Genomic DNA, 25,959 nt, shown 5'->3' on the forward strand with positions numbered 1-25,959 from the left:
CGCAGTCGAAACTTTGAGTTTATACAAACTATGCTTGTTACTTTCAATTAAAAAAAAATTTTATTTTAGTAACGATTGAAGAGACATTAAAGAAATTTAAAAATATTTAAAAAATGAAAAGAGTAATCGTAGAATACGCAAAACTAACCAAAGATATTTTAGACTTGTTAATAGATAAATATCCAGATGGTTATGATTATAGTGATGTAATTTCCTTTAAAAATGCCAAAGGAGATACTGTAAAAGCAGTAGAAGTAAAAACAGAAGACACTGTTTATTTGGTTAAAATAAGTAGTCGTTTAGAAAATGCCATGGAAGAATATGCAGAAGACGAAGAGTTTTTCGACGATAACGACGATTTTGATGCCAATGATTTAGAAAACGAAGAAGATGTTTAGCAACAAATTCACGAAATAACAAGGTCTCAAGTCTCTTTTCTTTTTTTGGGAAAGAGACTTCATTTAATGTAAAATTAACTGCTCTCGTTTAAGAAAGCCATTTAGGTATTTTATAAATAACGCTCTTTAATTATATTAAAATGATGTAATTGATGGCCAGAAAATAAATAACCTAAAGCTCTTACAGATATTTCGTTTCCAGAGGCTATTCCTTTTCTTAACAAAGCTTCTTTAGAAAAATTTTTGTACAATTGTATGGTAGATTTTCTTAAAATAGCCATTTCATCTAATAAATCGAAATAATCTAATTGGTTTGCATTGCCATATTTTACAAAAACATCTTGGTCGAAACCTAGTAAAGAAGTGGCATCGTTTCTTGCAAAACAAAGTGCTCTGTAACAAAAAATACGTTCTGTATCTATAATATGCTGAATTAATTCCTTCAAAGTCCATTTTCCTTCAGCATAAGAAAAAGGATGTTTTTCTTTTGGCAAACTTCGTAACAAAGTATCAAAAGTTTTTTGAGAATCTCTTAAATTTTCAAGAATAGTTTTGCCATCTTTAGAAACAAGTTGAATGTATTGCTCGAAATATGGATGGTATTCATTTTTAGGAATCATTCGTAAATTGTAGCTATTAAAATTTATTTTTTTGATTTAAATATATTTAGAATTTTCGAGAAGAAACCTTGTTTAGTTTCATTTTCGTGATAACCATAGCCATATTTTCCGTAGCCATAACCGTAACCATAACCATAACCATAGCCGTAACCATAGCCGTAACCGTATTTACTTTTAATAGAAAAGTCGTTTAGTACGTAACTAATATTGGTAACTTCTTTGTTTTTATATTTATCGTCGATCATTTTCATCATTCCTTTTTCGGTGTAATTCTGGCGAATTACATAAATAACAGCATCCGAATATTTAAACAGCTCTAATGCATCTGACACCAAACCAACTGGAGGAGTGTCTATAATTACATAATCGTATTCTTTTTTTAGCTGTTGAAACATTTTATCTGCAGCGTTATTTAATAATAATTCTGAAGGATTTGGAGGAACTGGTCCAGAAAGAATAAGATCTAAATTCGGAATTTTTGTAGAAATTTTTACTTCATCTAATGTTTTTTGATTTATTAAGTAATTTACAATACCTACATCATTCGACAAATTAAAGTCATCGTAAATTTTTGGTTTACGCAAATCTAAACCAACCAAAATTGTTTTTTTTCCACTCAAAGCAAAAACGGTTGCCATGTTTATAGAAATCATTGTTTTACCTTCTCCACTAACAGAAGAGGTTAATATTAATGTTTTAGACTCATCTGGATGGGTATTTTTAAATAAAAACTGAATGTTAGATCTTAAAGCTCTAAAAGATTCTGCAACCGAAGATTTTGGTCTTTCGAAAACGGCCAAATTGTTTTTTGTAGTACTTTTACCTACAACGCCTAATACAGGAATTGCATAGTTATTTTGAATTTCTTCTGCTGTATGAATTTTATTATCTAATAATTCTTTAGTAATTATATAAAGTAGTGGAAAAACAATACCTAACATTAAGGCTACCAAATAATTAAACCTTGGTTTGGGGTACAAAGGTCCTTCTCCTAAATCTTTTGCAGTATCTATTATTTTAACATCAGAAACGTTTGCAGCAATGGCGGTTCCTGCTTCGTATTTTTTTTGTTTTAAATAATTGTAATTGGCTTCCGATAATTCGTAATCTCTTTGGTACGTGATTAAACCTTGCTCTTTTCTTGGGAGTTTTTTTAATTTAGATTTGTAAATCGCTAACTCCGAATTTAATTTACGAAGCTTACTCGAATTCAATCTTAAAAGAGAAGCAATATTTTCTAGCAAATTATTTTTAATAATTTGTAACTCACTCGTAATTTTTTGTACTTCTGGATGAATATCTTTTACAGACTTTCTCATCTGTTCTCGAAGAGTAGATTTTGCTACGTAATTGTTAATCAATTCAACAATTTTAGGGTCTTGTAAAACAATTGTTGCTGGTACTAGTTTGTCTTTATTAAAAGTATTATTACTTTTTAAGTAACTTCGTAAACCTGTTAAATAATCGTTGTAGTTTTGTAGTTCTTTTCGATCTCTTTCTAACTGAATGGTTTCTTCATAAATAGAGTTTCCTTCAGTTGACAAATCAAAAATATTGTTAGATTCTCTATAATTACCAAGATTTTCTTCAATTTTTTTTAGTTTTATAGTTTCTTCTTTAAAAAGAGTATCTATATATGCTTCTGTTTTAACAGCATATTCTATTTTTTGAACCTGTTTAATAGAATCTAAAACTTGAACAGTTGTATTTAAATAATCTACAATTCTGTTTTTATTGGTGCCATTTTTTCCTAACTTTAACAACGAGGCTGCTTTTGTAATTGTATTTACAGAAATGTTTTTATTGGCTTTTACGGTTCCATCGAAACTACCAAACTTTATAAAGTATTTTTCGCCTACGTTAAAAGTACCTATTTTATCGATTTTAAAATTTAAAAAATTAGAGTTAATTGTATCTTTTACATTAAATTCTTCTGAATAATATAAAGAGTTCGTGCTATAATTTTCTATCGTATTCGAACTGTAAGTTATTAGTTGATTGTTACCAGATTCGTTAAAATCTGTAGAAATTTTATAGGTATCTTTTCCTGTAATTTCTAGCGATATTAGCTTGCCATATAATTGTGGTTTATCGATATTTAAAGCAACTTTAAATGGGGTGTAACCATAAACATCTGTTAACCTAAAACGGTCTTCCTTTAAATATTCTACGTAAAATTGTAATCTTTTTACTACAATTTCGTTGTGTGTTCTAGAAGTTAAGGTAACCCTAACAGTTTCTAATTCGTCGCTAGCTCCGCCCCAATTAAAAGCAATGTTTGTTCCTGTAGAAAATAGTGGATTATTTTCTTCTTTTACAGAAATAATAGTACTTAAACTATAAATTTTCTGCGTATAACCATTCATAAATTTGGCAATTATCAAACCAATAACAATTGCTATTAGAAATAGTTTCCAATATGCTAAAACCTTATATAAATAGTCTTTAACATCTATATTAGATGGGTTAACTGTATCTTTTAACTGGTTGCTCATAAAATTATAAATTCCTAGCCAATATAATGGTAGATGTTATTAAAGAAAGTACTGTAACAATTGTTGTTAAGCTTTGTAAACCTGTAGTTCCTGTTCCCCAAGATTTTTGTTTTAAAGGTAGTACGTTTATGTAATCGTTAGGTTTTATGTAAAAAACTTCGGAATTAAACGCGTTTATATTTGTTAAATCTATGGTATATTTTTCTACTCCAGAAATGGTGGGTCTCATAATTTCAACAGCTTTTCTATTTCCAACATCTGTAATATCTCCAGAATTGGCAATTGCATCTAAAATAGAAACTTTATTTTGGTAAATTACTCTCGTACCAGGATTTTCTATTTCTCCTAAAATCGTAAATTTAATACCAGCTAATTTTACAGCAACAAAAATATTTTCGCCTTCTTTTACAAAATCTTTTAGTTTGTTTTCTATCTTTTTTTGAACCTCTTCTACAGTGTATCCTAAAACATTTACTTCTCCTAAAGTAGGTACTCGAATGTTTCCATAATTATCTACACTATAATCAGAATAATAATTCGCATTACCAGAAAAATTTTGATTTGTTGTAGCTGTATTTGAACTGTTATTCTCATTCTTTTTAAAAACAGCAACCAATTCTTGATTATTAGATTTAATAATGATATGAACCATATCATCTATCTGTAACTTGTAAGGTACATCGTTAATTCTCTTAATTTCTGTGTTGGCTTTCGGTTGTCCTTGTAAATAACTAAACTCTTTATTCGATACACAAGAAGATAAAAAGAGCAATAGTAAAGGAATTGTAATATAGTATTTCATTTTTGGTAACATATGCCACAAATATACTTTTTATGAATGTAAAGCTATAATTTTATTTTACTTTCGTTTTTTATTTTTATAGAATGCCTAATATAGCAATAAAATATTTTATTTTTTTATTAAAATCTACCAATCAACATGGAGTACACTCTCCTTTTGTTTATAATTTGGTAACCAAATGTTTCTACAAAAAAACAGCTAAGAGTTTTTGGGCCTATTTTCTTTCTGTAAAACAATATCTATTAGAAAACAAACAAACAATAAAAGTCACAGATTTTGGCTCTGGATCTCGGGTTTTTAAAACAAATAAACGCAAAGTATCTAAAATTGCAAAAGTTGCAGGAATTTCAAACAAAAAGGCAAAATTGCTAATTCGTATTGCAAATTACTTTAAACCAGAAAATAGTTTAGAAATTGGTACTTCTTTAGGTTTGGCAACAACTGCCATAAAAATTGGCCATAAACATGCAAAAATTACCACATTAGAAGGTTGCCCAGAAACGAGTAAAATAGCCAACAAATTACTAACAAATCATTTTAAAAATATACATTTTGTCACAGGCGATTTTAAAAAAACGCTTCCCAAAGCTGTAAAAAACAATAAATACGATTTTATTTATTTTGATGGAAATCATACTAAAAAATCGACTTTAGATTATTTTAAAACCTGCTTAGAAACGATACATAATAACACTATTTGGATTTTTGACGACATTTATTGGAGTTCAGAAATGCAAGAAGCTTGGGCAGAAATTAAAAACCACCCATCTGTAACAGTAACTATAGATGTTTTCTACTGGGGAATCGTTTTCTTTAGAAAAGAGCAAGAAAAAGAACATTTTAAAATAAGAGTATAAAATGGTGCAGTTGTTAAATTCTCTTAATTAAAATAACTACCATTTTAAAACTCCGTAACTTTGAATTTTCAAATCCAAAATCTTAGAATTCACAAGCATGAAAATATATACAAAAACTGGTGATACAGGAACGACTGCACTTTTTGGAGGTACCAGAGTAAAAAAATACAATTTGCGTATCGATTCTTACGGAACTGTGGACGAACTGAACGCTTATATTGGTTTAATAAAAGACCAAAAAATTCATTTCGATATTAAAGAATCGCTGTTAAAAATCCAAAACGAATTATTTACTTTAGGAGCCATGCTGGCAACGCCACCAGAAAAAGAAACCTTAAAAAGTGGAAAAGAGCGGTTAAACATTCCTAAAATTGATGAAGATGCAATCTTATTCTTAGAAAATGAAATCGATAAAATGGATACAGAGTTGCCTCAAATGACTCATTTTATTTTACCTGGCGGACACCAAGCAGTGTCATTCTGTCACGTAGCAAGATGCGTTTGCAGACGAGCAGAACGCCTTTCTGTCGAGCTAAACGACCAAGAAACGATAAATAACGACATCTTAAAATACCTAAACCGACTTTCTGACTACCTTTTTGTGCTGGCACGAAAATTGTCTAAGGACTTACAAGTAGAGGAAATTAAATGGATTCCTAAAAAAAAATAACACGTTCTTTTTTTATCGGTTTGAAGATTTTTTATTCTCACTTAAACATTTAATAACCTGATTATTAGTTATTTAATAAAGGGAATAAGAACTTCACAATAAATTTCTTAAAAAAGACTTGCATAATTCCGCAAAAAAATTATTTTTGCACAAAATTAAACGATAAGAAATGTATTGGACATTAGAATTAGCATCTTATTTGGCAGATGCACCTTGGCCAGCAACCAAAGACGAATTAATAGATTACGCTATTAGAACTGGAGCTCCTTTAGAAGTAGTAGAAAACCTTCAAGATATAGAAGACGAAGGCGACTCTTACGATTCGATTATAGAAATTTGGCCAGATTATCCCACCGAAGAAGATTATCTTTGGAACGAAGATGAATATTAAAAAATTTAAAAACATATAAAAAGTCTCTAAAGAGGCTTTTTTTTTGTTTTGAAGTTCATCAAAAAATAACACTTTTTCAAGTTTTTTAAAAACTTGATTTACAACTAAATAATATCAGTTAATTTTTAGCTGATCAAATCATATATAAAAATGAGCATTTTAAACTCCGTAATTAAACTTTTTGTTGGAGACAAACAAGAAAAAGATTTAAAATCTTTACAACCAATTGTAGAAAACGTTCGAAAATTTGAAGCCGAATTTTCTAAATTATCTAACGACGAATTAAGGGCAAAAACAATTGAATTTAAAAATAGAATTCAAGAAGCTACAAAAACGTTTAACGATAAAATTGAAGCGCTAGAAGAAGAAGCAAAAACTGCAGATATAGACAGGCAAGAAGATATTTATACAGAAATAGATGCTTTAAAAGACGAAGCTTACAAAGTTTCCGAAGAAACATTAAATACCATAATGCCAGAAGCTTTTGCAGTAGTAAAAGAAACCGCTAAACGTTTTGTAGAAAACGAAAAAGTAGAAGTAACAGCAACAGCTTACGACAGAGAATTGTCTGGCGAAAGAGACCATATCGAATTAGATGGCGACAAAGCTTATTGGGCAAATTCTTGGGATGCAGCAGGTAAACCCGTTACTTGGGACATGGTTCATTACGACGTGCAATTAATTGGTGGTTCTGTTTTACATCAAGGAAAAATTGCAGAAATGATGACTGGAGAAGGAAAAACATTGGTTTCTACTTTACCTGTTTATTTAAATGCCTTAACAGGAAATGGTGTGCATTTAGTAACCGTAAATGATTATTTGGCAAAACGAGACAAAGCGTGGATGGGACCTATTTTTGAATTTCATGGTTTTACGACAGATTGTATCGATTACCATCAACCAAATTCAGATGCACGTAGAAAAGCTTATAATGCAGACATTACTTACGGAACAAATAACGAATTCGGTTTCGATTATTTACGTGATAATATGGCCAGTTCTAAAGACGATTTAGTACAAAGACCACCAAATTATGCGATTATAGATGAAGTTGACTCTGTTTTAATTGACGATGCTAGAACTCCGTTAATTATTTCGGGACCTGTTCCTCAGGGAGATAGACACGAATTTAACGAATTAAAACCTTTAGTTGCAGATATTGTTTCGTTACAAAGACAACACTTGGTGGGGGTTTTGGCAGAAGCTAAAAAGCGAATTGCTGCTGGAGATACCAAAGAAGGTGGTTTTCTATTACTAAGAGTATATAGAGGTTTACCAAAAAATAAAGCATTAATTAAATTTTTATCTCAAGAAGGCATCAAACAAATTCTTCAAAAGACAGAAAATTACTACATGCAAGACAACAATAAGTTAATGCCAGAAGTAGATCAAGATTTATATTTTGTTGTCGAAGAAAAAAATAATCAAATCGATTTAACCGATAAAGGAATTGCACACTTATCAGAAAAAACAAAAAACGATAGCTTCTTTGTATTGCCAGATATTGGAGTAAAAATTGGTGAAATCGATAACTCAGACATCTCAAAAGAAGAAAAAGCAAAACTAAAAGACGAGTTATATAAAGATTTTAGTATAAAAAGCGAACGTATTCATACCATGAATCAGCTTTTAAAAGCCTACACTGTTTTCGAAAAAGATGTAGAATATGTGGTAATGGACAATAAAGTAATGATTGTTGATGAACAAACAGGACGTATTATGGACGGTCGTCGTTATTCAGACGGATTACACCAAGCCATCGAAGCAAAAGAAAATGTAAAAATAGAAGATGCTACACAAACTTTTGCAACCGTTACCCTGCAAAATTACTTTAGAATGTATCGCAAACTTTCGGGTATGACAGGAACCGCGATTACAGAAGCTGGCGAGTTATGGGAAATCTATAAATTAGATGTTGTAGAAATTCCTACAAATAAGCCTATACAAAGAGAAGACAAACAAGATTTGGTTTATAAAACAGCTCGTGAAAAATACAACGCAGTTATCGAAGATATCGTAAAATTGGTAGAACAAAAAAGACCCGTTTTAGTAGGTACAACTTCTGTAGAAATATCCGAATTATTAGGTAGAATGTTACAAATGCGTAAAATTCCGCATAACATTTTAAATGCAAAATTACACAAACGAGAAGCAGATGTTGTTGCAGAAGCAGGAAAACCAGGAGTGGTAACCATCGCAACAAATATGGCAGGACGTGGTACAGATATTAAGCTTTCGCCAGAAGTAAAAAAAGCTGGTGGTTTGGCAATTATTGGTACAGAGCGTCACGATTCTCGAAGAGTAGATAGACAGTTAAGAGGTCGTGCAGGAAGACAAGGAGACGTTGGTTCTTCTCAATTCTATGTTGCTTTAGACGACAATTTAATGCGTTTATTCGGTTCCGACAGAATTGCAAAAATGATGGACAGAATGGGGTTAAAAGAAGGTGAAGTAATTCAACACTCTATGATTACCAAATCTATCGAAAGAGCGCAAAAGAAAGTAGAAGAAAACAACTTCGGAATTCGTAAACGTTTACTAGAATATGACGATATTATGAACTCGCAACGTGAGTTTGTATATAAAAGAAGACGCAATGCTTTAGACGGAAAACGCTTGCAAGTAGATATTGCCAATATGATTTACGATACTTGCGAATCTATTGTAAATTCTAACAAAGCAGTGAAAGATTTTCAGAATTTCGAGTTCGAATTGATTAAATTCTCTTCGATGACTTCACCTTTTTCTGAAGAAGAATTCGATAAAATGTCTGAAAAAGAACTTACAGACAAACTGTATGACATTGTTACAGAACATTACAAAAACAAAATCGAAAGAAATGCAGTTTTAGCATTTCCAGTAATTAAAGATGTTTACGAAAATGAAGGTGATCGTTACGAGCGTATTGTAGTTCCATTTACAGACGGTACAAAATCTTTACAAGTAGTTACCAACTTAAAAGATGCTTATGAAAGCGAAGGAAAAAGTTTAGTTACAGATTTCGAGAAAAACATCACTTTAGCAATTATAGATGAAAACTGGAAAGAGCATTTACGCAAAATGGACGAATTGAAACATTCTGTACAAAACGCCTCTTACGAACAAAAAGATCCATTATTAATTTACAAATTTGAAGCTTTTGAATTGTTCAAACAAACAGTAGATCAAATTAACAAAGAGGTATTATCTTTCTTATTTAAAGGAGAATTACCTACACAAGATCGATCTCAAATTTCTGAAGCTCGTCAACAAAAAAGAGAGCGATTAAATACGAGTAAAGCAGATGTTCAAAACTCTACAGAACAAGCCATTTCGAACTCTCGCCAACAATCTTCAGAACCAGTAGAAACCATTGTTAGAGAACAACCAAAAATTGGTAGAAACGAAAGAGTTACCATTAAAAATGTAATGAGTGGAGAAGAAAAAGAAGTAAAATTTAAACAAGCCATTCCGTTAATAGATAAAGGAGAATGGGTATTGGTAAAGAAATAATACCTTCTTTAAGATTCACAAACGTTGTAAATTACAATAATATCGTTTAATCGAAAAGAATTGAAGCTCTCTTAAGAGTATTAAAACTTGTCATTTCGACTGTAATGGAGAAATCTTATTTGTTAAATATTTGTCATTTCGACTGTAATGGAAAAATCTTATTTGTTAAATATTTGTCATTTCGACTGTAATGGAGAAATCTTATTTACTGAATTTCAGTATTTTATATTTTTCGATAACTTCGTTAGCTACTTTCAATAAAAATATATTTTGATTTTAGTAATGCTTAAAATGGCAGTTAAATTTGTTTTTGCGACAGCTTCTTTCTATTAAAATTGTCGTCTCCGTAAAAACGGAAATTTAAATACAATATTTTTGACCATTAAATCTTGATTTTAAAAAGAATAAAAAAACTCACTTTTTCGTGAGTTTTTTTATTAATCTACATAGTTAAAATTCCATAGTTTTTTACGTCCAGTTTGTCACTCTGAAAGAGTCTTGCTCTTTGTTTTAGTTAGATGCTTATAACATAACAAGCTGGGTGTTTTTTTGTAATCCCTCTTCAAAAGAAAATTATTTCAATCCTCCAGTCATTTCTTCTGGTTTTACCCAAGCATCATATTCTTCTGGAGTTACATAGCCTAAACGTACAGCTTCTTGTTTTAAGGTAGTTCCGTTTTCGTGTGCTGTATTTGCAATTTCTGCAGCTTTGTAATATCCTATTTTGGTATTTAAAGCAGTAACCAACATTAAAGAATTGCTCACTAATTCTGCAATTCTTGTATGATTTGGTTCGATTCCTGCAGCACAATTTTTTTCGAAAGAAATACATGCATCTCCAATTAATTGTGCAGATTGCAATACGTTTGCAGCCATCATTGGTTTAAAAACATTTAATTCGTAGTGTCCTTGAGTACCACCTACTGTTACAGCAACATCATTTCCCATAACTTGCGCACAAACCATAGTCATAGCTTCTGCTTGTGTAGGGTTTACTTTTCCTGGCATAATAGAAGAACCTGGCTCGTTAGCAGGAATGATAATTTCTCCAATTCCAGATCTTGGTCCTGAAGCCATTAATCTAATATCGTTTGCAATTTTATTTAAAGATACTGCGATTTGTTTTAAGGCACCATGCGTTTCTACCAAAGCATCGTGTGCAGCCAACGCTTCAAACTTATTTTCTGCAGTTATAAAAGGTAATTCTGTAAACTCTGCAATGTATTTTGCTACTAAAATATCATATCCTTTTGGGGTATTTAATCCTGTACCTACAGCAGTTCCTCCTAAAGCGAGCTGACTTAAATGTGCCAATGTATTTTCTAACGCTTTTAAGCCAAAGTCTAATTGAGCTACGTAACCAGAAAATTCTTGACCTAAAGTAAGTGGAGTCGCATCCATTAAATGTGTTCTACCAATTTTAACAACGTCTTTAAATGCAACAGCTTTGTCGTGTAAAGTATTTCTTAATTTAATAATTCCAGGAATGGTGGTTTCTACAATTTTTTTGTAGATGGCAATGTGCATTCCTGTTGGAAATGTATCGTTAGAAGATTGCGATTTGTTTACATCGTCATTGGGTTGAATGGTTTTTTCGCCTTCGCCAATTACGTTTCCAGCAATTTCGTGCGCTCTGTTGGCAATTACTTCGTTTACATTCATGTTCGATTGTGTTCCAGAACCTGTTTGCCAAATAACAAGTGGAAACTGGTTGTCGTGTTTTCCTTCTAAAATTTCGTCACAAACTTGTGCAATTAAATCTCTTTTTTCTTCTGATAAAACGCCTAATTCTGTATTTGTATAAGCTGCAGCTTTCTTTAAATAAGCAAAACCGTACACAATTTCTAGGGGCATGGATGCTGCTGCACCAATTTTAAAGTTGTTTCGAGAACGTTCTGTTTGTGCTCCCCAATATTTATCTGCTGGAACTTCTACTTGTCCCATGGTGTCTTTTTCAATTCTGAATTTCGTCATTTTTATGTGGAATTTAGTCTTACAAATTTACAAAAAGCAGTGAAAACTTTATGAACAATTCTCTTGAAATACTGTTGAAAAAAATTAAATTTTGATGGTGAAATCTGAAAATATGTGTTATTTTTGCAATGTTAATTATTCAAATAGAAACAAATGTTAGATTTTTCTCAATTTTCAGGTTTAGTTTTATTCATGTTTATTTTTACAGCTGGTTTTTGGTTGTTAATATTTTTATTAACATTTGTAGTTCCTTATTGGATTGGTGGAACTATTTGGGAAAACATGAAATTAAAGAAAGAAGCTAGAAAAGCTGCTGAAGGAAAGTAGTTTTCTAAAAAAATATATTTTGCAAAAAACTCGTTCTATTTAATGGAACGAGTTTTTTGTGGGTTTGAGTAAGTGCGTTAGGGATTGAAGCATTTGTTTGAGCTCTTTTATTGCCCTTAAAGGCAAATAAAAAGCGAGTGTGGAAAGCCCGACCTTTAGGGAACGCCCAAATAAATTAAATTAGATGTTTCTAAAATTCTCCTCCACCATCGTCTTCTCTTTCTCCAGAATTTCTGTTTTTTTGTTTTTTATTTTGATTGAATCTGTAGGTAAAGTTTAAGGAGATTTGACGCATTCTCCATTGAAAAGTTTGATTGGTAATATTCGTAGGATTTTCTCTACTTGGTGCAAATGCATTTGTAACATATTTTCTTGAGTTAAAAACATCACTTACATTTAAAACCAAAGTTCCTTTGTCTTTTAAAATGTCTTTACTAAATGCTAGGTTTGCAGATAAAATTCCTTTAGTATCGCTTTGTGCATCGCTTCTTGGCCCTCTGTAAAACAATCTCGTTTGCCACTCGATACTTGCTGGTAATGTTACTCTTGCATCGAAACGTGTAAACCAAGAGGTATTTGTAGCGTCGAAATTTTGATTTATTGTTGTGGTAATTCCTGTGCTTGGATTGGTTACATCGTAAGAATAATCGCCATTGGTTTTAAATTGAAAAAAGTTAAAACTTCCTGAAAAACGTAATTTTCTAGACGGATTATAGTTTGCATTAAACTCGAAACCCATTCTGTCTTCTGAGGCTAAATTAATAGGTTGTCTTACCAAAACGTTGGTTTCTTTTCCGTCTATAATTCTAATTTCTTGTCTGTTTACTCGAACTATATCGTTTGTAGAACGTTGGTAGTAAATAGACGAATTTAAGGTTAATTTGCCCCATTTGTTTAAATAACCTAAGTCGAAAGAGTTGGTGTATGTAGGGTCTAAATCTACATTTCCTTTAAAAATTACGGTTCTACTGGCTCTGTTTTCGAACGGATTTAAAAAACGAGAACGAGGCCTTCTTAAACGTCTGCTATAGCCTAAAGTAAAACTTTGATCTTCTGTAATTTCGTATCCTAAATTTACGGTTGGAAAGAAATCTGTATATTTTTTTGTAAATTTTTCTTGAGAAGTTAAAAGGTTTACATTAATTTTTGTAAGCTCTGCACGAAGACCTAATAAATAAGAAAAACGATTAATTTTACTACCATATTGTGTATAAAATGCGTTTACATTTTGTGTAAATTCTAAATTATTAGAAGGGTTAAACTCGTTTGCGCTTGTTAAGGTTACCAAATAATCTGAAGTTAAGGTTTCGAAATTACCTCTATATCCGGCTTCGAATTGAGCGTTTTCTCCAATGGGTAAAACGTAATCTGCTTGTAAGAGTTTATCAATAGAGGTTTCGTCTGTAGAATTGGTTTCTGGTCTTAGGTCTGTAATAATTGCAGATTCGTTTTCTTTATCTACACCATATTGATAGTCTAAAGTTAATTTATGTCCTTTATCGTTAAAATTGTTTACATAATTTAATGAAAACTGTAAACTTTGGTCTGTTTCGCCTTCGTCTTGAATACGTACAAAGTTAAATAAGCTATTTCCTGAAGGGTCAAAAGAACCAATTTGTGTAGTCGATAAATTTTGTCCCTTTGAATCTCTTACAAAAACGGATCCTGTTAAAGAACTTTTTTTATTGATAAAATATTCTAAACCAACATTTCCGTTAAAACTTTTACTTGCTCTATCGAAATTTCTATTTTCTATTCTTGTACTGTCTATACTACCATTTGATAAATACGTAATATCTGAATTATATCTTCCAGGACCACGTCTATCTCTATACCCAAAATTAGTAAACAAATTTATTTTTTCTGTACGAAGGTTTAGGTTTACAGAGGTTTGATACAATCTAGGGTCTCCAACATTTACATTTACAGAACCGTTAAACCCTGTGGCTCTTCCTTTTCTAAGAATAATATTTAAGATTCCTGCAGTTCCTTCTGAATCGTATCTTGCAGATGGCGAAGTAATTACTTCTACACGTTCTATGGCATCTGAAGGTAATTGACGCAACGCTTCTGCACCATTTAAACCTACCAAAGCAGATGGTTTTCCATCAATTAAAATTCGTACGTTCGAACTTCCACGTAAGCTTACAGTCCCTTCTGGATCTACATCTACAGAAGGTACGTTGTCTAAAACGTCAGAGGCTGTTCCGCCTTTTACAGTCATATCTTTACCTACGTTGTATATTTTTTTATCTAAACGAATATCTACAGTCGATTTTTCTGCAATTACTACAACTTCATCTAAATTTGCAGCATCTTCTTTTAGTTTTATAATTCCTAAATTTTTATTTGCATTTATTTCTTGTGAAGGAAATTTTATAGTTTTAAAAGAAATGAATTCTATACGAATCTCGTAAGTAGATTTTGGAGTTTCAATACTAAAAAAACCTTTTTGGTCGGAAATACCACCTGTAACTTTTTGAGTTTTGCCGTCTTTTAAAATTACAGTGGCGTATTCTAAGGGTTGGTTGGTTGCAGCATCTACAATTTTACCTGATATTTTAATGTTTTTTGATGTTTCTTTTTTTTGAGCAAATAAAAATGTTGCCCCAAAAAGGCAACATAGTAAAATAGTAATTTTTTTAGTCAAAACTTGTCGATTTTCTTGTTAAGACAGTAAAACTGCGATTAAGTTTAATCTCTTTTTGTTAAAAAAAAGTTAAAGAAACTGATTAAAAAGGTTCTAAATTAAAAGCCCTTTTTCGAATCAACTACAAGTAAGCTAATTTTTAAATTATGGAAGAAATATTTTCTGGAGGTCTGCCAACAACCGCCTTTTTATGATTAATTACAATGGGTCTTTCAATTAATTTTGGATTTTCGACCATGGCTTTTATAATTTCTGAGTCTGATAATTCTTTGCCTTTATAATTTTCTTTCCAAATTTTCTCGTTTTTACGAACCAATTCAATAGGAGAGATGCCCAACATTTTTATAATTTCAGATAATTCTTTTTCTGATGGAACAGCATCTAAATATTTTACAATTTCGAATTCTTTGCCCGATTTTTCTAAAATCTCTACACCTTGTCTCGATTTAGAACAACGTGGATTGTGGTATATTTTTATCATTTTTAATCTATTTTTAATACAGTTTTATTTACAGTGTAAAACGTTCTTTTTTGTAAAGTGTCAAATTTTTTATGGGCGAAACTTTTTTGGTTTTCGAAATTTGGATATGAAATATGAGACATATCTAAAATGGTTTGAAATGTGTTTACAGAAGCTATTTTACGATTGATATTATTGCTTAAATTTTTTCTTTTTTCTGAATACAATTTATTGTATTTACTTGAAGTCCAGATAAATAGTGGAATTTCTATTTCGTATTTACTTGGCGTTTCAAAACCATGAAGAATTTTATTAGCATCTGTATCAAACAAATTTTCTCCATGGTCAGAAATGTAGTACATATAAGAAACTGCGTTTTTTTCTTTTAATTTTTTAATAATTTTACTCAAAACAAAATCGGTGTATAAAATTGAATTGTCGTAACTATTTACAATTTCTTTTTTATTAGAAATGCTATTTGTTGTTTCTATAGATAGGCCTTTTTGTAGAGTTGGTTTAAAAATATGAAACTTTTTTGGATAGCGATAATTATACCTAAAATGGCTTCCGATTGTATGTAAGATAATCAACTTTTTTGGATGCGAATCACTTAGCACTTCTTCTAAAACTGGAATTAATTTTTCATCGAAATTGGCAGCATCTAAAGAAGTGGAAATATTTTTGTAAGAATCTGCCAAAGAACTATATAATATAAATGGACTTCCTGTTCCATAAGGCTGGTTGCTTAGCCAATAAGTTTTAAAGCCAACCTCTTTAAAAGCATTGATAATTGCGGGTTCTTTAAATTTTAAAGAAGCGTTTTTAGGAGTTGCTCGCGTTAAAATAAAAGGGATGCTTAGAGAGGTTAAATTTGCGTTTGTGTGTACATTATTAAAGGCTAATAGGTTTCTAATACTGTCTAAATTCGGCGAAGTTTCTCTGTTGTAATTATAAATATGAAAATTGTTTTTTCTGGCAGTTTCCCCCAAAACCAAAACATATATTTCTTGTTCTTGTAGCGAATCTTTTTTTATGGCGTTAAAAGAGAAATTTGTAATGGCTTTTACATAGGCCTTTTGGGCTTTAAATCCTTTTTTAACTTCTAAGCTTTTTAAGAAAATTCCGACAGGAAAATTCTTTTTTAATTGTACTTCTAATGCATAATTGGCAGCTCCAATAATTTCTGTTTTTTTATCATTTAATTGAAAGGCTAATTTAAAATTTCTAATTTCTAGTGTAATAAATGTAAATAGAAAAATAAAGAGTAAACTCCATTTTTGCTTTTTACTCAACTTAAAATCGCTTTTTATTTTTCTAGAAATAAATAATATTCCCATAAAAACAAAGATGGCTACTAAAATTAAAAGCGAATTAGAAATTAATAGCTCTTTAGTTTCATTATAATTGGTTTGAAATATGGTTGCAATTACTTCTTCAGAAGAAGGTGTCTTAAAAATATAAATATGGTAACTTTCAAAAATTACTAATGGAAATAAAAGCAACACGAAATAGCTGTAATATTTGGGTTTTAAAAAAACAAGTGGAATGCTTATAATAGAAAAGCTAATGAGTAAAAAAACACACTTTTTTATAAAACTACCAGAAACAGAATCTTCTCCAATTAAAATTAGTAAAATACTGGGAAGCATTAGTATTAAAAAGAGGATCCCTACAAATACATAAGGTTTTGTATTACGATTCTTTTTGTCCATTTAGCATTAAATAAGATTTTAAAAACGGGTTAATATCTCCATTCATCACATTATCTACATTTCCAGTTTCATAACCTGTTCTTACATCTTTAACCAATTTATAAGGATGCATTACATAGTTTCGAATCTGGCTTCCCCATTCGTTTTTTAGCTTATTGGCTTCAATATCGTCTCTTGCAGCTTGTTGTTTTTGCAGTTCTATTTCGTATAATTGAGATTTTAGCATTTTTAGTGCAGTTGCTCTATTGTCGTGCTGCGAACGAGAACTCGAACAAGAAATCTGAATTCCTGTAGGCTTGTGTGTCAGTTGAACCTTGGTTTCTACCTTATTTACATTTTGGCCTCCAGCACCACTAGAACGTGCAGTAACAATTTCGATGTCTGCAGGATTTATTTCAATTTCTATAGAATCATCAGCCACAGGAAAAACATAAACCGAACCAAAAGTAGTATGTCTTTTTGCATTCGAATCGAAAGGCGAAATTCTTACCAAACGATGCACCCCATTTTCTCCCTTTAGCCAACCAAAAGCATAATCGCCATTAATTTCTATGGTAATTGTTTTAATACCGACAACGTCTCCTGCTTGATAATTTAATGTTTTTAACTTAAAACCTTGCTTTTCTGCCCACATTGTGTACATTCTCGACAGCATTTCTACCCAATCGCAACTTTCTGTACCTCCAGCACCTGCAGTAATTTGTATGGTTGCAGAAAGCGAATCTCCTTCTTCGGAAAGCATGTTTCTAAATTCAATATCTTCTAAAAAGGTACTTACTTTTTCGAACTGTGTTGTGATTTCGTTTTCTTCAACTTCGCCTTCTTTGTAAAACTCATACAAAACATTTATATCTTCATTTAAAGTAACAGCTTTGTTGTAGTCTTCGACCCATTTTTTCTTAAAACGCAGTTCTTTCATCAAAATTTCTGCGGCTTTAGGGTCGTTCCAAAAATCGGGATTTGCCGTTTTTTCTTCCTCGTTGGCAATTTCAATGAGTTTTTTATCAATCTCTAAATACGATCTTAATTTGTCGATTCTTTCAGCAATATTTTTAAGTTGGTCTTGTGTAATCATAATTTATGATAATAATTTGCGCAAAACAAACCTTTATAAAAAGGATAATTGTTATTTTGAGCGAAATAAAATGTAGTCGAAAAATCTCTTTTCTGTTTTAGATTTTTCCACAAGGTCGAAATAACATTGTTTATTAACTTTATCTAATCACACAAAAATAAATGAATTTTTACGATTTCTTCTTTTAAAAACTAATAGTTATTTATAGATTTATACAAAATAACACAATTATGAAAAAATTACTCTTGCTACTTTGTTTTATTTCTTTTTCATGGAATGGTTTTTCTCAGTTTTTTATAGAAAAATCGGGTAATAAACTCCAAAAAGGAATGACCAAATTCGAAGGTTATTTTACTTTTTATTATGATGAAAATGAAGATAAAATTTTCTTACAAGTTGCTAAATTAAATAGCCATTTTTTATACGTACACTCGCTTTCGGAAGGAATTGGTTCAAATGATATTGGTTTAGATCGGGGACAGTTAGGAGGTGGAGTAGTGGTCTATTTTAAAAAAGCGGGTAATAAATTAATGTTAATGCAGCCAAATTTAAATTTCCGAGCCATTACCAATAATAAAGAGGAAAAACAATCTGTAAAAGAAGCATTTGCAAAATCGGTTTTGCATGGTTTTGTGATTAAAGAAGAAAAAAACGGAATCTATTTAGTAGATGCAACCTCTTTTTTTATGCGAGATGCACATGGTGTTTCTACAACTTTGGCAAGAAATAACCAAGGAAATTATAGTTTAGATAAAAGTAAATCTGCATTTAATTTAGCGAGAACAAAGGCATTTCCAAAGAATATCGAGTTCGATGTAATGTTAACATTTAAAGGTTCGCCAAAAGGATACAATATTAGAAGTGTAACGCCAAATGCGAGTTTGGTTACTGTACATCAGCACCATTCTTTTGTAGAATTGCCAGATAATAAGTATAAACCAAGAATTTTCGACCCACGTTCTGGAAGTTTTCCAATGTTGTATTTAGATTATGCAACCCCTGTAAATCTACCTATTAAAAAACGATTTATTTACAGACATCGTTTAGAAAAAAAGAATCCGAATGCCACCATTTCTGAAGCAAAAGAACCAATTATTTACTATTTAGATAGAGGAACTCCAGAACCAGTTCGTTCTGCTTTATTGGACGGAGGAAGTTGGTGGAACCAAGCTTTCGAAACAATTGGCTACAAAAATGCTTTTCAAATAAAAATGTTACCAAAAGGTGTAGATCCACTAGATGTTCGTTACAATGTAGTACAATGGGTGCACAGATCTACTAGAGGTTGGAGCTATGGAGGAAGTATTTCTGACCCAAGAACTGGAGAAATTATAAAAGGTCATGTAAGTTTAGGAAGTTTACGAATTCGTCAAGATTTTTTAATAGCACAAGCGTTGCAAGCACCTTATAAAAATAATACAGTAGATGATGATTTTGCTTTACAAATGGCAATTGCAAGAATTAGACAGTTGTCGGCACATGAAATTGGGCATACGTTAGGTTTTGCACATAATTTTTCTGCGAGTACAAATGGTAGAGCTTCAGTGATGGATTATCCACATCCTAAATTTAGTTTAAATAACGGTAAAATTGATTTTTCTAATGCCTATGACACAAAAATTGGAGCTTGGGATAAAGTAACAGTTGCCTACTCATATCAAGATTTTCCTGATAATGTAAATGAAGAAATGGAACTTCGCAAAATTTTAGAAAAAGCCACAGAAAACGGATTAAAATACCTATCGGATCAAGACGCGAGAAGTCAAGGAAGCGCAAGTGCCTCTGCACATTTGTGGGATAATGGAGGCAATATTTACGACGAATTGTACAATGTTTTAAAGATTAGAAAAACAGCGATTACTAATTTTTCTGCAGATAATATTAAAACAAACGAACCATATTCCGTGTTAGAAGATGTATTTGTACCGCTTTATTTTTTCCATCGATTTCAAACAGAAGCAACTGTAAAGCTCATTGGAGGCTTGCATTATTCGTATGCAGTAAAAGGCGATAATCAAACCATTGTAAAACAAGTTTCTGGAACTACAGAAAGAATTGCCTTACAAGCCGTTTTACAAACTATTAATGTTGATGAAATTGCGATTCCAAAAGAAAAATTGGCATTATTTCCACCAAGAGCAATGGGTTATGGAAGAAGTAGAGAATCTTTTAATAGCAAATTAGGCGTTGCTTTCGATGCATTTTCGGCAGTAGAAACAGCTACTGAAATGACGTTGGAGTTATTATTAAATCCTCAAAGAGCATCAAGATTGGTGGCTCATAAAAGTTTGAATAAAAATCAGTTGGGTTTAGAAGAATTAATTGACGAATTGGTAAATAAAACCCTCAAAAAATCATACAAAGATGCTTACTATCAAGAATTACAAAATGTCGTTAATGTAAAGGTTTTAGAACAATTATTTGCTTTGGCAGCGAATAAAAATCAATATGCACAAGTAAATGCGATTGTACATTTTAAAATTGATGAAATAAAATCGATATTAAAAAGTAGAAATTCTAAAGGAATACAGAATATGTATCACAAAGCAATGATTAAAATAATTGAAGCTTTTCAGAAAAACCCAGCTTCATTTAAGAAAAACGATGCACCAAAAATTCCTGATGGTTCACCAATAGGAAGTAGATGGTAGCCAACATACCGTTTGCAGTCACATAGGTAATCCATGTTATTTCGAGTGAATTTGTGAAGTAAGAACAAATTTGTATCGAGAAGTATTTTTATTGTTTTACAAAATTCTCGATACAATTTTTTATTTTCACGCTGTTGCACTAAAAAATCACTCGAACTGATCACTAAAAATAAAAAACTAATGATAATAGACCTAATTTCCGATACAGTAACCAAACCAACCAAAGGAATGTTAGAAGCAATGATGACAGCAAAAGTTGGTGACGACGTTTTTAAAATGGATCCAACAACAAACGAGTTACAGAAAAAAGTAGCAAAAATGTTTGGTATGGAAGATGCGTTGTTTTTTCCATCGGGAACCATGGCAAATCAAACAGCTATAAAACTACACACACAACCTGGAGATAAATTAATTTGCGATAAATACGCACACGTTTATAATTACGAAGGTGGGGGAGCAGCTTTTAATTCTGGAGTAACCTGTAAATTAATAGACGGAAAAAGAGGAATGTTTACTGCCACACAATTGCAAGAAGCTGTTTCTGGTAGAAACGATATTCATGTTCCGTTTTCGAGCTTGGTTTGTATCGAAAACACTACGAATAAAGGAGGAGGAGCTTGTTGGGATTTTGCTGAATTAAAAAAAATACAGAAAATTTCTAAAGAAAACAATTTGGCTTTTCATTTAGATGGGGCACGTTTATTTAATGCGCTAGTTGCAAAAAACGAAACACCCAAACAATATGGCGCCTTATTTGACACGATTTCTATCTGTTTGTCTAAAGGCTTAGGGGCTCCAATAGGTTCCATTTTAATAGGAAGTAAACAGCACATTGCAAAAGCACTAAGAATTCGAAAATTGTTAGGAGGAGCTATGAGACAGGTAGGTTTTTTAGCAGCAGCAGCAATGTATGCATTGGATAATCATGTAGAAAGGTTGGCAGAAGATCATAAAAAAGCGCAAGAAATAGGAGCTGTTTTAAAATCGGTTTCTTATGTAACAAAAGTAGAAACTATAGAAACAAATATTATTATTTTTTATGTTGATGAAAAAATAGGAGCAGACAATTTTATCAATAAAATGAAAGAAAAAAACATTCTATTAACACCAATGGGAGAAGGAAAAATTAGAATTGTTACACATTTAGATTACACAAACGAAATGCACGAAATTCTGTTGAAAGAATTGAAAAATTACTAGAAATAAAAACGAACAACTGGCGAAAAAGGCGAAGCAAAAACACTTTTGTTTTTGTCGTACAAAACATCGTATCGTATTCCTACAGCAAAACTACCTTGGTTGTAAGCAACCCCTAAATGTAGTGCTGGAAAATTGGTTTTTACAGAATTATTACTGCTAAAATTGGTTTGTTTTGCAAAATAATAATCTAAATCTGTAGAAAACTGTATGCCAAAATTTGTCTGATATAAAGAAATAATACTTGCACCATACACATTTGTTGTAAAATCGTTAATCTTTGAATACAAGTAGTTTACCCCAGTTCCTAAAGAAAAACCATTATTAAAATTGTAAATAGCACTTGGAGCAATACCAACTGTGGTTTGGTTGTTACCAAAGCCAACTGTAAACCCACCTCCATATTGTACATTGTCCCAAAAATCGGTTTTTTGTGAAAAACACGTTAACGATAAACAAACGCATAAAATAAATAAAACCTTCTTCATAATTAATACAGTTTTTAATTTTCGCTGTCTAATTTAGCCAATTCTTTATAATTTCTTTTCAATTTTTTTAACAATATACCATAAATTAACTTGTAGAACAACCACAACAATACCATAAAAATTAAAAGTGCAATAATTTGACTAATAATAGTAACAGTAATTACTTGACTAACATTAACTGGCAAATCTTCAGGATTTACAACCTCCATTAACTTTTCTGAATTGCTAAACATAACAGAATTAATAACCAAACTAGAGAGAAAAACAATTGCCAGATTATAGTAAACATAATACTTAATCGTTTTTCTAACCTTAAAAATTTTATTTATTAATTTCTTAGTATTTTCAATCGCAGATATTTTTTTATAATTCATATAAAAAAAATACAGAAAAATAATAATTACAATATAATGAAGAATCATAAAAAATTTTACCTGATTTTCTAAATTAAAATCTTCGTAAATTTTATAAATACTGTCTGGAATTAATAAATTAATACCTACCCAAAAAGCGAGCTCTAAAAGCCCTATAATAAAAATCCATTTTACAATAGAAGACGATTTAGAATGCGCCATATTGTAAATTTGCTGCTTTGTAAGCGTGTTCGAATCAATTGGTTGATTGTTCCAAGCTTTTTTATAATTTTCTAATAAATCCATAACTATGGGTTTAGAATGTTTTTTAATTTTTCCTTTGCTCTGTTCATTTTCACTCTTGCATTTACACTAGAAATACCTAATGTTTCCGAAATTTCTTTATAAGGTTTGTCTTCTAAATATAAGAAAATAAGTGCCTTATCAATATCATTTAATTGACGAACCGCTTTGTAAAGAGCCTTTAATTGTACTTCTTCAGTATCATCGTAATCTGTAGTTTTAATCTTGTAAGCAAAATCAGTTATATCTTGTGTTTTTACATTTCGTGTAGATTTTCTATATAACGAAATGGCTGTATTTAATGCTACTCTATACATCCATGTACTAAATTTAGAATCTCCCCTAAATTTGGGGTAATTTTTCCAAACCTGTATGGTTATCTCTTGAAACAAATCGTTATGATCGCTTTGATTTGTAGTATAAATTCTACAAATTTTATGCGCAATGTTCTGATTTTTTTCAAAATCCGCTAAAAAATTCTTTTCTAAATTTTTTTGCACTTTTTCGATTGATTGTTATTTAATAAGTAGCTCAAAAGTAAAAAATGTTACAATTATGCAAAAAAATATTTTTTTGAAGTAAATTTTTCTACATTTGTTCAAACATAATTTAATTATATTGAACAATATTAAGCAAGATTTTACGATTAAAGACCTTGAAAATATTTCAGGAATTAAGGCTCATACAATACGTATATGGGAAAAGCGGTATAATTTATTAGAGCCACAAAGAACAGATACCAACATTCGTTATTACTCTCATAGCAATTTACAAAAACTTTTAAATGTTGTTTTGTTAAATAAAAACAACTACAAAGTGTCTAAAATTGCTAAAATGAATGACGAGGAAATAAAATTACAGGCAAGAGAGTTGGCATTTTCTTCTGCTATTGAAGACGAAGCTATAAATTCTTTAAAATTATCGATGCTACAATTCGATAAAGCTTTGTTTAACAATACATACGACCAATTGTTACATAAAAAAACCTTTCGAGAAATTTTTAAAGATGTTTTTATCCCTTTTTTAAACCATATTGGTTTGTTATGGCAAACAGACACTGTTTTACCAGCTCACGAACATTTTATTTCTAACTTAATTGCTCAAAAAATACATATAAATACAGAAAAATTACAATACAGTATTCCTAAGTCAAATAATACTTATGTATTGTTTTTGCCAGAAAACGAAATTCACGAATTAGGTTTGTTATATTTAAATTACGAGCTTGTTTTAAGAGGAAATCATACCATTTATTTAGGGCAAAGTTTGCCTTTAGACAATTTGCATCACTTTTTCGATAACGATAGAAAAATATGTTTTGTAACCTCTTTAACAGTACAACCTTTAGACGATAAATTAGACACTTATTTTAAAGAAATAGAAAAGGTTTTAAACGACAAAAAGCATCAATTTATTGCCATTGGCCATAAAACTTCAAAACTCGAAAAAAATAATTACAATTTTAACTTGTCTTTTTACAACTCTGTAAAAGATGTGTTAAAAGTCTTATAAATTTCATTTACTAAATTTAAAAAATGTTTAATAATTTTATATATTTGTTAAACAAAAATACATATGGATAGAAAAATACACATTATTGGTTCTGGTTTTTCTGCTTTGGCAGCCTCTTGCTATATGGCAAAAGAAGGTTATAAAGTTACGGTTCTAGAGAAAAATAATACTTTAGGAGGAAGAGCAAGACAATATAAAAAAGACGGTTTTACATTCGATTTGGGGCCATCTTGGTATTGGATGCCAGATGTTTTTGAACGTTTTTTTGCAGATTTTGGTAAAAAACCATCCGATTATTATACGTTAGATAAATTAAATCCGGGCTACGAAGTTTATTTTGGAGAAAATTCATCTTTAAAAATATCAGAAAATTTAGACGATATTTATAAAATGTTCGAACAAGAAGAAAAAGGAAGTGCAAAACACTTACAAACTTTTTTAGACTCTGCAAAAGCAAATTACGAAACCGCTATTTTAGATTTGGTTTACAAACCTGGTGTTTCGCCCTTAGAATTGGTAAATACCACAACAATTGCAAGAGTAACTCAGTTTTTTTCGACCATTAGAAAACAAGTTAGAAAAAACATTAAGAGCCCTAAATTAATTCAAATTTTAGAATTTCCAGTATTATTTTTAGGTGCAAAACCCAACAATACTCCAGCATTTTATAATTTTATGAATTATGCCGATTTTGGTTTAGGAACCTGGCATCCAAGAGGAGGTATGTATAAAGTTATCGAAGCAATGGTTTCGTTAGCGACTTCTTTGGGCGTAAATTTTAAAGTAAATGCCAATGTTAAAAAAATAATTACCAACAAAAATAAAACCGTTTCAGGATTATTAGTAAATGGTCAAGAAATAAAAACAAATTTGGTTTTAAGTGGGGCAGATTATCATCATACAGAAACCTTGTTAGACGAGAGTTTAAGACAATATTCGGCATCATATTGGAGCAAAAAAACCTTTGCGCCCTCCTCTTTATTATTTTATGTGGGTTTTGATAAGAAAATAGAAAATGTAAGTCATCATACTTTATTTTTCGATTCAGATTTCGATGCACATGCAAAAGAAATTTACGACAATCCTAAATGGCCAACAGACCCACTTTTTTATGCGAATTTTACATCTATAACAGACAAGACTTCTGCGCCACAAGGTAAAGAAGCCGGGTTTTTCTTAATACCAATTGCACCAGGAATAGAAGATACAGAAGAGTTAAGAGAAGCCTATTTTCATAAAATTTTAGATCGATTCGAGAAATTAACAAACCAAGAAGTAAAAAAATACGTTATATTTAAAAAGTCTTTCTGTGTAAAAGATTTCGAACAAGAATATAACTCTTATAAAGGCAATGCATATGGTATGGCAAACACGTTATTGCAAACAGCTTTTTTAAGACCAAAAATTAAAAGTAGTAAAGTAAATAATTTGTATTTTACGGGTCAGTTGACAGTTCCAGGACCAGGAGTACCACCAGCATTAATTTCTGGGAAAATAGCGTCAGAATTAATTATAAAAAAACAACATTAACT

Annotated in this window: 21 protein-coding genes; 10 read left to right on the forward strand and 11 right to left on the reverse strand. The window is 30.8% G+C overall.

Annotation, left to right across the window (positions count from 1 at the left end):
• Window positions 1-113 precede the first annotated feature (113 nt).
• Window positions 114-398: a hypothetical protein gene (locus JL193_RS00255; protein ID WP_207971940.1), complete on the forward strand. Its 285-nt coding sequence runs from the start codon at window positions 114-116 to the stop codon at window positions 396-398.
• 110 nt (window positions 399-508) lie between these two features.
• Here JL193_RS00255 and JL193_RS00260 read toward each other — a convergent pair whose 3' ends face one another.
• The 3 genes from JL193_RS00260 to JL193_RS00270 are packed head-to-tail and all read right to left on the reverse strand — an operon-like array spanning window position 509 to window position 4,315.
• A complete protein-coding gene (locus JL193_RS00260) occupies window positions 509-1,018 on the reverse strand; it encodes a DinB family protein (protein WP_207971941.1) in 510 nt (169 codons plus the stop codon).
• A gap of 23 nt (window positions 1,019-1,041) precedes the next feature.
• A complete protein-coding gene (locus JL193_RS00265) occupies window positions 1,042-3,513 on the reverse strand; it encodes a polysaccharide biosynthesis tyrosine autokinase (RefSeq protein ID WP_207971942.1) in 2,472 nt (823 codons plus the stop codon).
• Between the two features lie 4 nt (window positions 3,514-3,517).
• On the reverse strand, window positions 3,518-4,315 hold the full coding sequence (locus tag JL193_RS00270) for a polysaccharide biosynthesis/export family protein (RefSeq protein WP_243456798.1): 798 nt from the start codon (window positions 4,313-4,315) through the stop codon (window positions 3,518-3,520).
• Between the two features lie 83 nt (window positions 4,316-4,398).
• Here JL193_RS00270 and JL193_RS00275 point away from each other — a divergent pair, with 83 nt between their 5' ends.
• The 4 genes from JL193_RS00275 to secA all read left to right on the forward strand — a co-directional run bounded on the left by JL193_RS00275 (window position 4,399) and on the right by secA (window position 9,725).
• Window positions 4,399-5,172 carry an O-methyltransferase gene (locus JL193_RS00275; RefSeq protein WP_207971943.1) on the forward strand — a complete coding sequence of 258 codons (774 nt, stop codon included), beginning with the start codon at window positions 4,399-4,401 and terminating at the stop codon, window positions 5,170-5,172.
• A gap of 97 nt (window positions 5,173-5,269) precedes the next feature.
• Entirely contained in the window at window positions 5,270-5,842 is a 573-nt protein-coding gene (locus JL193_RS00280) for a cob(I)yrinic acid a,c-diamide adenosyltransferase (RefSeq protein ID WP_207971944.1), read from the forward strand.
• Between the two features lie 169 nt (window positions 5,843-6,011).
• Window positions 6,012-6,233, forward strand: a complete 222-nt coding sequence (locus JL193_RS00285; protein WP_028889331.1) for a DUF2795 domain-containing protein — start codon at window positions 6,012-6,014, stop codon at window positions 6,231-6,233.
• Window positions 6,234-6,383: 150 nt separating this feature from the next.
• Window positions 6,384-9,725: a preprotein translocase subunit SecA gene (secA, locus tag JL193_RS00290; protein ID WP_207971945.1), complete on the forward strand. Its 3,342-nt coding sequence runs from the start codon at window positions 6,384-6,386 to the stop codon at window positions 9,723-9,725.
• A 573-nt stretch (window positions 9,726-10,298) separates the two neighbouring features.
• On the opposite strand, the gene fumC is transcribed toward secA, so the two are convergent.
• The gene (fumC, locus tag JL193_RS00295) at window positions 10,299-11,699 is read right to left on the reverse strand and encodes a class II fumarate hydratase (RefSeq protein ID WP_207971946.1); all 1,401 of its coding nucleotides are present in this window, start codon (window positions 11,697-11,699) and stop codon (window positions 10,299-10,301) included.
• 153 nt (window positions 11,700-11,852) lie between these two features.
• Here fumC and JL193_RS00300 point away from each other — a divergent pair, with 153 nt between their 5' ends.
• Window positions 11,853-12,026, forward strand: coding sequence for a hypothetical protein (locus JL193_RS00300; protein WP_176397543.1), 174 nt, complete (start codon window positions 11,853-11,855; stop codon window positions 12,024-12,026).
• Between the two features lie 190 nt (window positions 12,027-12,216).
• Here the strand turns inward: JL193_RS00300 and JL193_RS00305 are convergent, their stop codons facing one another.
• The 4 genes from JL193_RS00305 to prfB form a co-directional block, all read right to left on the reverse strand.
• Window positions 12,217-14,676 (reverse strand): TonB-dependent receptor, encoded by a 2,460-nt coding sequence (locus JL193_RS00305; RefSeq protein ID WP_207971947.1) that lies wholly within the window; start codon window positions 14,674-14,676, stop codon window positions 12,217-12,219.
• A 139-nt stretch (window positions 14,677-14,815) separates the two neighbouring features.
• Window positions 14,816-15,157 (reverse strand): arsenate reductase (glutaredoxin), encoded by a 342-nt coding sequence (arsC, locus tag JL193_RS00310; RefSeq protein WP_207971948.1) that lies wholly within the window; start codon window positions 15,155-15,157, stop codon window positions 14,816-14,818.
• A gap of 2 nt (window positions 15,158-15,159) precedes the next feature.
• Window positions 15,160-16,848 carry a phosphoethanolamine transferase gene (locus tag JL193_RS00315; RefSeq protein ID WP_207971949.1) on the reverse strand — a complete coding sequence of 563 codons (1,689 nt, stop codon included), beginning with the start codon at window positions 16,846-16,848 and terminating at the stop codon, window positions 15,160-15,162.
• On the reverse strand, window positions 16,829-17,923 hold the full coding sequence (gene prfB, locus JL193_RS00320; RefSeq protein WP_207971950.1) for a peptide chain release factor 2: 1,095 nt from the start codon (window positions 17,921-17,923) through the stop codon (window positions 16,829-16,831). Before prfB ends, JL193_RS00315 begins: the two co-directional genes overlap by 20 nt.
• A 230-nt stretch (window positions 17,924-18,153) precedes the next feature.
• On the opposite strand from prfB, the gene JL193_RS00325 reads away from it, so the two are divergent.
• Complete coding sequence (locus tag JL193_RS00325; RefSeq protein ID WP_207971951.1) at window positions 18,154-20,574, forward strand: zinc-dependent metalloprotease; 2,421 nt, start codon at window positions 18,154-18,156, stop codon at window positions 20,572-20,574.
• Between the two features lie 180 nt (window positions 20,575-20,754).
• Complete coding sequence (locus tag JL193_RS00330; protein ID WP_207971952.1) at window positions 20,755-21,774, forward strand: threonine aldolase family protein; 1,020 nt, start codon at window positions 20,755-20,757, stop codon at window positions 21,772-21,774.
• Here the strand turns inward: JL193_RS00330 and JL193_RS00335 are convergent.
• From JL193_RS00335 to JL193_RS00345, 3 genes are read right to left on the reverse strand one after another with little or no spacing between them, the layout of a single operon-like run.
• Window positions 21,771-22,259 (reverse strand): hypothetical protein, encoded by a 489-nt coding sequence (locus JL193_RS00335; protein WP_207971953.1) that lies wholly within the window; start codon window positions 22,257-22,259, stop codon window positions 21,771-21,773. The two genes, JL193_RS00330 and JL193_RS00335, sit on opposite strands and share 4 nt — an antisense overlap.
• Before the next feature lie 14 nt (window positions 22,260-22,273).
• A complete protein-coding gene (locus JL193_RS00340) occupies window positions 22,274-22,918 on the reverse strand; it encodes a DUF8845 family protein (protein ID WP_207971954.1) in 645 nt (214 codons plus the stop codon).
• A gap of 2 nt (window positions 22,919-22,920) precedes the next feature.
• On the reverse strand, window positions 22,921-23,415 hold the full coding sequence (locus JL193_RS00345; protein ID WP_207971955.1) for an RNA polymerase sigma factor: 495 nt from the start codon (window positions 23,413-23,415) through the stop codon (window positions 22,921-22,923).
• Between the two features lie 118 nt (window positions 23,416-23,533).
• Here JL193_RS00345 and JL193_RS00350 point away from each other — a divergent pair, with 118 nt between their 5' ends.
• Both JL193_RS00350 and crtID read left to right on the forward strand, forming a co-directional pair.
• A complete protein-coding gene (locus tag JL193_RS00350) occupies window positions 23,534-24,427 on the forward strand; it encodes a MerR family transcriptional regulator (protein WP_207971956.1) in 894 nt (297 codons plus the stop codon).
• Between the two features lie 63 nt (window positions 24,428-24,490).
• Window positions 24,491-25,957 (forward strand): bifunctional phytoene desaturase/3,4-desaturase, encoded by a 1,467-nt coding sequence (gene crtID / locus JL193_RS00355; protein ID WP_207971957.1) that lies wholly within the window; start codon window positions 24,491-24,493, stop codon window positions 25,955-25,957.
• Window positions 25,958-25,959: the final 2 nt, after the last annotated feature.

Origin of the sequence: Polaribacter batillariae (assembly GCF_017498485.1) — a bacterium.
In the GTDB taxonomy this organism is placed as follows: domain Bacteria; phylum Bacteroidota; class Bacteroidia; order Flavobacteriales; family Flavobacteriaceae; genus Polaribacter; species Polaribacter batillariae.

What these genes read in the sequence shown, in the direction of transcription:
- JL193_RS00255 (WP_207971940.1), top strand. Translation starts at nt 114, where the DNA reads ATGAAAAGAGTAATCGTAGAATACGCAAAACTAACCAAAGATATTTTA.
- JL193_RS00260 (WP_207971941.1), bottom strand. Translation starts at nt 1,018, where the DNA reads ATGATTCCTAAAAATGAATACCATCCATATTTCGAGCAATACATTCAA.
- JL193_RS00265 (WP_207971942.1), bottom strand. Translation starts at nt 3,513, where the DNA reads ATGAGCAACCAGTTAAAAGATACAGTTAACCCATCTAATATAGATGTT.
- JL193_RS00270 (WP_243456798.1), bottom strand. Translation starts at nt 4,315, where the DNA reads ATGAAATACTATATTACAATTCCTTTACTATTGCTCTTTTTATCTTCT.
- JL193_RS00275 (WP_207971943.1), top strand. Translation starts at nt 4,399, where the DNA reads ATGCCTAATATAGCAATAAAATATTTTATTTTTTTATTAAAATCTACC.
- JL193_RS00280 (WP_207971944.1), top strand. Translation starts at nt 5,270, where the DNA reads ATGAAAATATATACAAAAACTGGTGATACAGGAACGACTGCACTTTTT.
- JL193_RS00285 (WP_028889331.1), top strand. Translation starts at nt 6,012, where the DNA reads ATGTATTGGACATTAGAATTAGCATCTTATTTGGCAGATGCACCTTGG.
- secA (WP_207971945.1), top strand. Translation starts at nt 6,384, where the DNA reads ATGAGCATTTTAAACTCCGTAATTAAACTTTTTGTTGGAGACAAACAA.
- fumC (WP_207971946.1), bottom strand. Translation starts at nt 11,699, where the DNA reads ATGACGAAATTCAGAATTGAAAAAGACACCATGGGACAAGTAGAAGTT.
- JL193_RS00300 (WP_176397543.1), top strand. Translation starts at nt 11,853, where the DNA reads ATGTTAGATTTTTCTCAATTTTCAGGTTTAGTTTTATTCATGTTTATT.
- arsC (WP_207971948.1), bottom strand. Translation starts at nt 15,157, where the DNA reads ATGATAAAAATATACCACAATCCACGTTGTTCTAAATCGAGACAAGGT.
- JL193_RS00315 (WP_207971949.1), bottom strand. Translation starts at nt 16,848, where the DNA reads ATGGACAAAAAGAATCGTAATACAAAACCTTATGTATTTGTAGGGATC.
- prfB (WP_207971950.1), bottom strand. Translation starts at nt 17,923, where the DNA reads ATGATTACACAAGACCAACTTAAAAATATTGCTGAAAGAATCGACAAA.
- JL193_RS00325 (WP_207971951.1), top strand. Translation starts at nt 18,154, where the DNA reads ATGAAAAAATTACTCTTGCTACTTTGTTTTATTTCTTTTTCATGGAAT.
- JL193_RS00330 (WP_207971952.1), top strand. Translation starts at nt 20,755, where the DNA reads ATGATAATAGACCTAATTTCCGATACAGTAACCAAACCAACCAAAGGA.
- JL193_RS00335 (WP_207971953.1), bottom strand. Translation starts at nt 22,259, where the DNA reads ATGAAGAAGGTTTTATTTATTTTATGCGTTTGTTTATCGTTAACGTGT.
- JL193_RS00340 (WP_207971954.1), bottom strand. Translation starts at nt 22,918, where the DNA reads ATGGATTTATTAGAAAATTATAAAAAAGCTTGGAACAATCAACCAATT.
- crtID (WP_207971957.1), top strand. Translation starts at nt 24,491, where the DNA reads ATGGATAGAAAAATACACATTATTGGTTCTGGTTTTTCTGCTTTGGCA.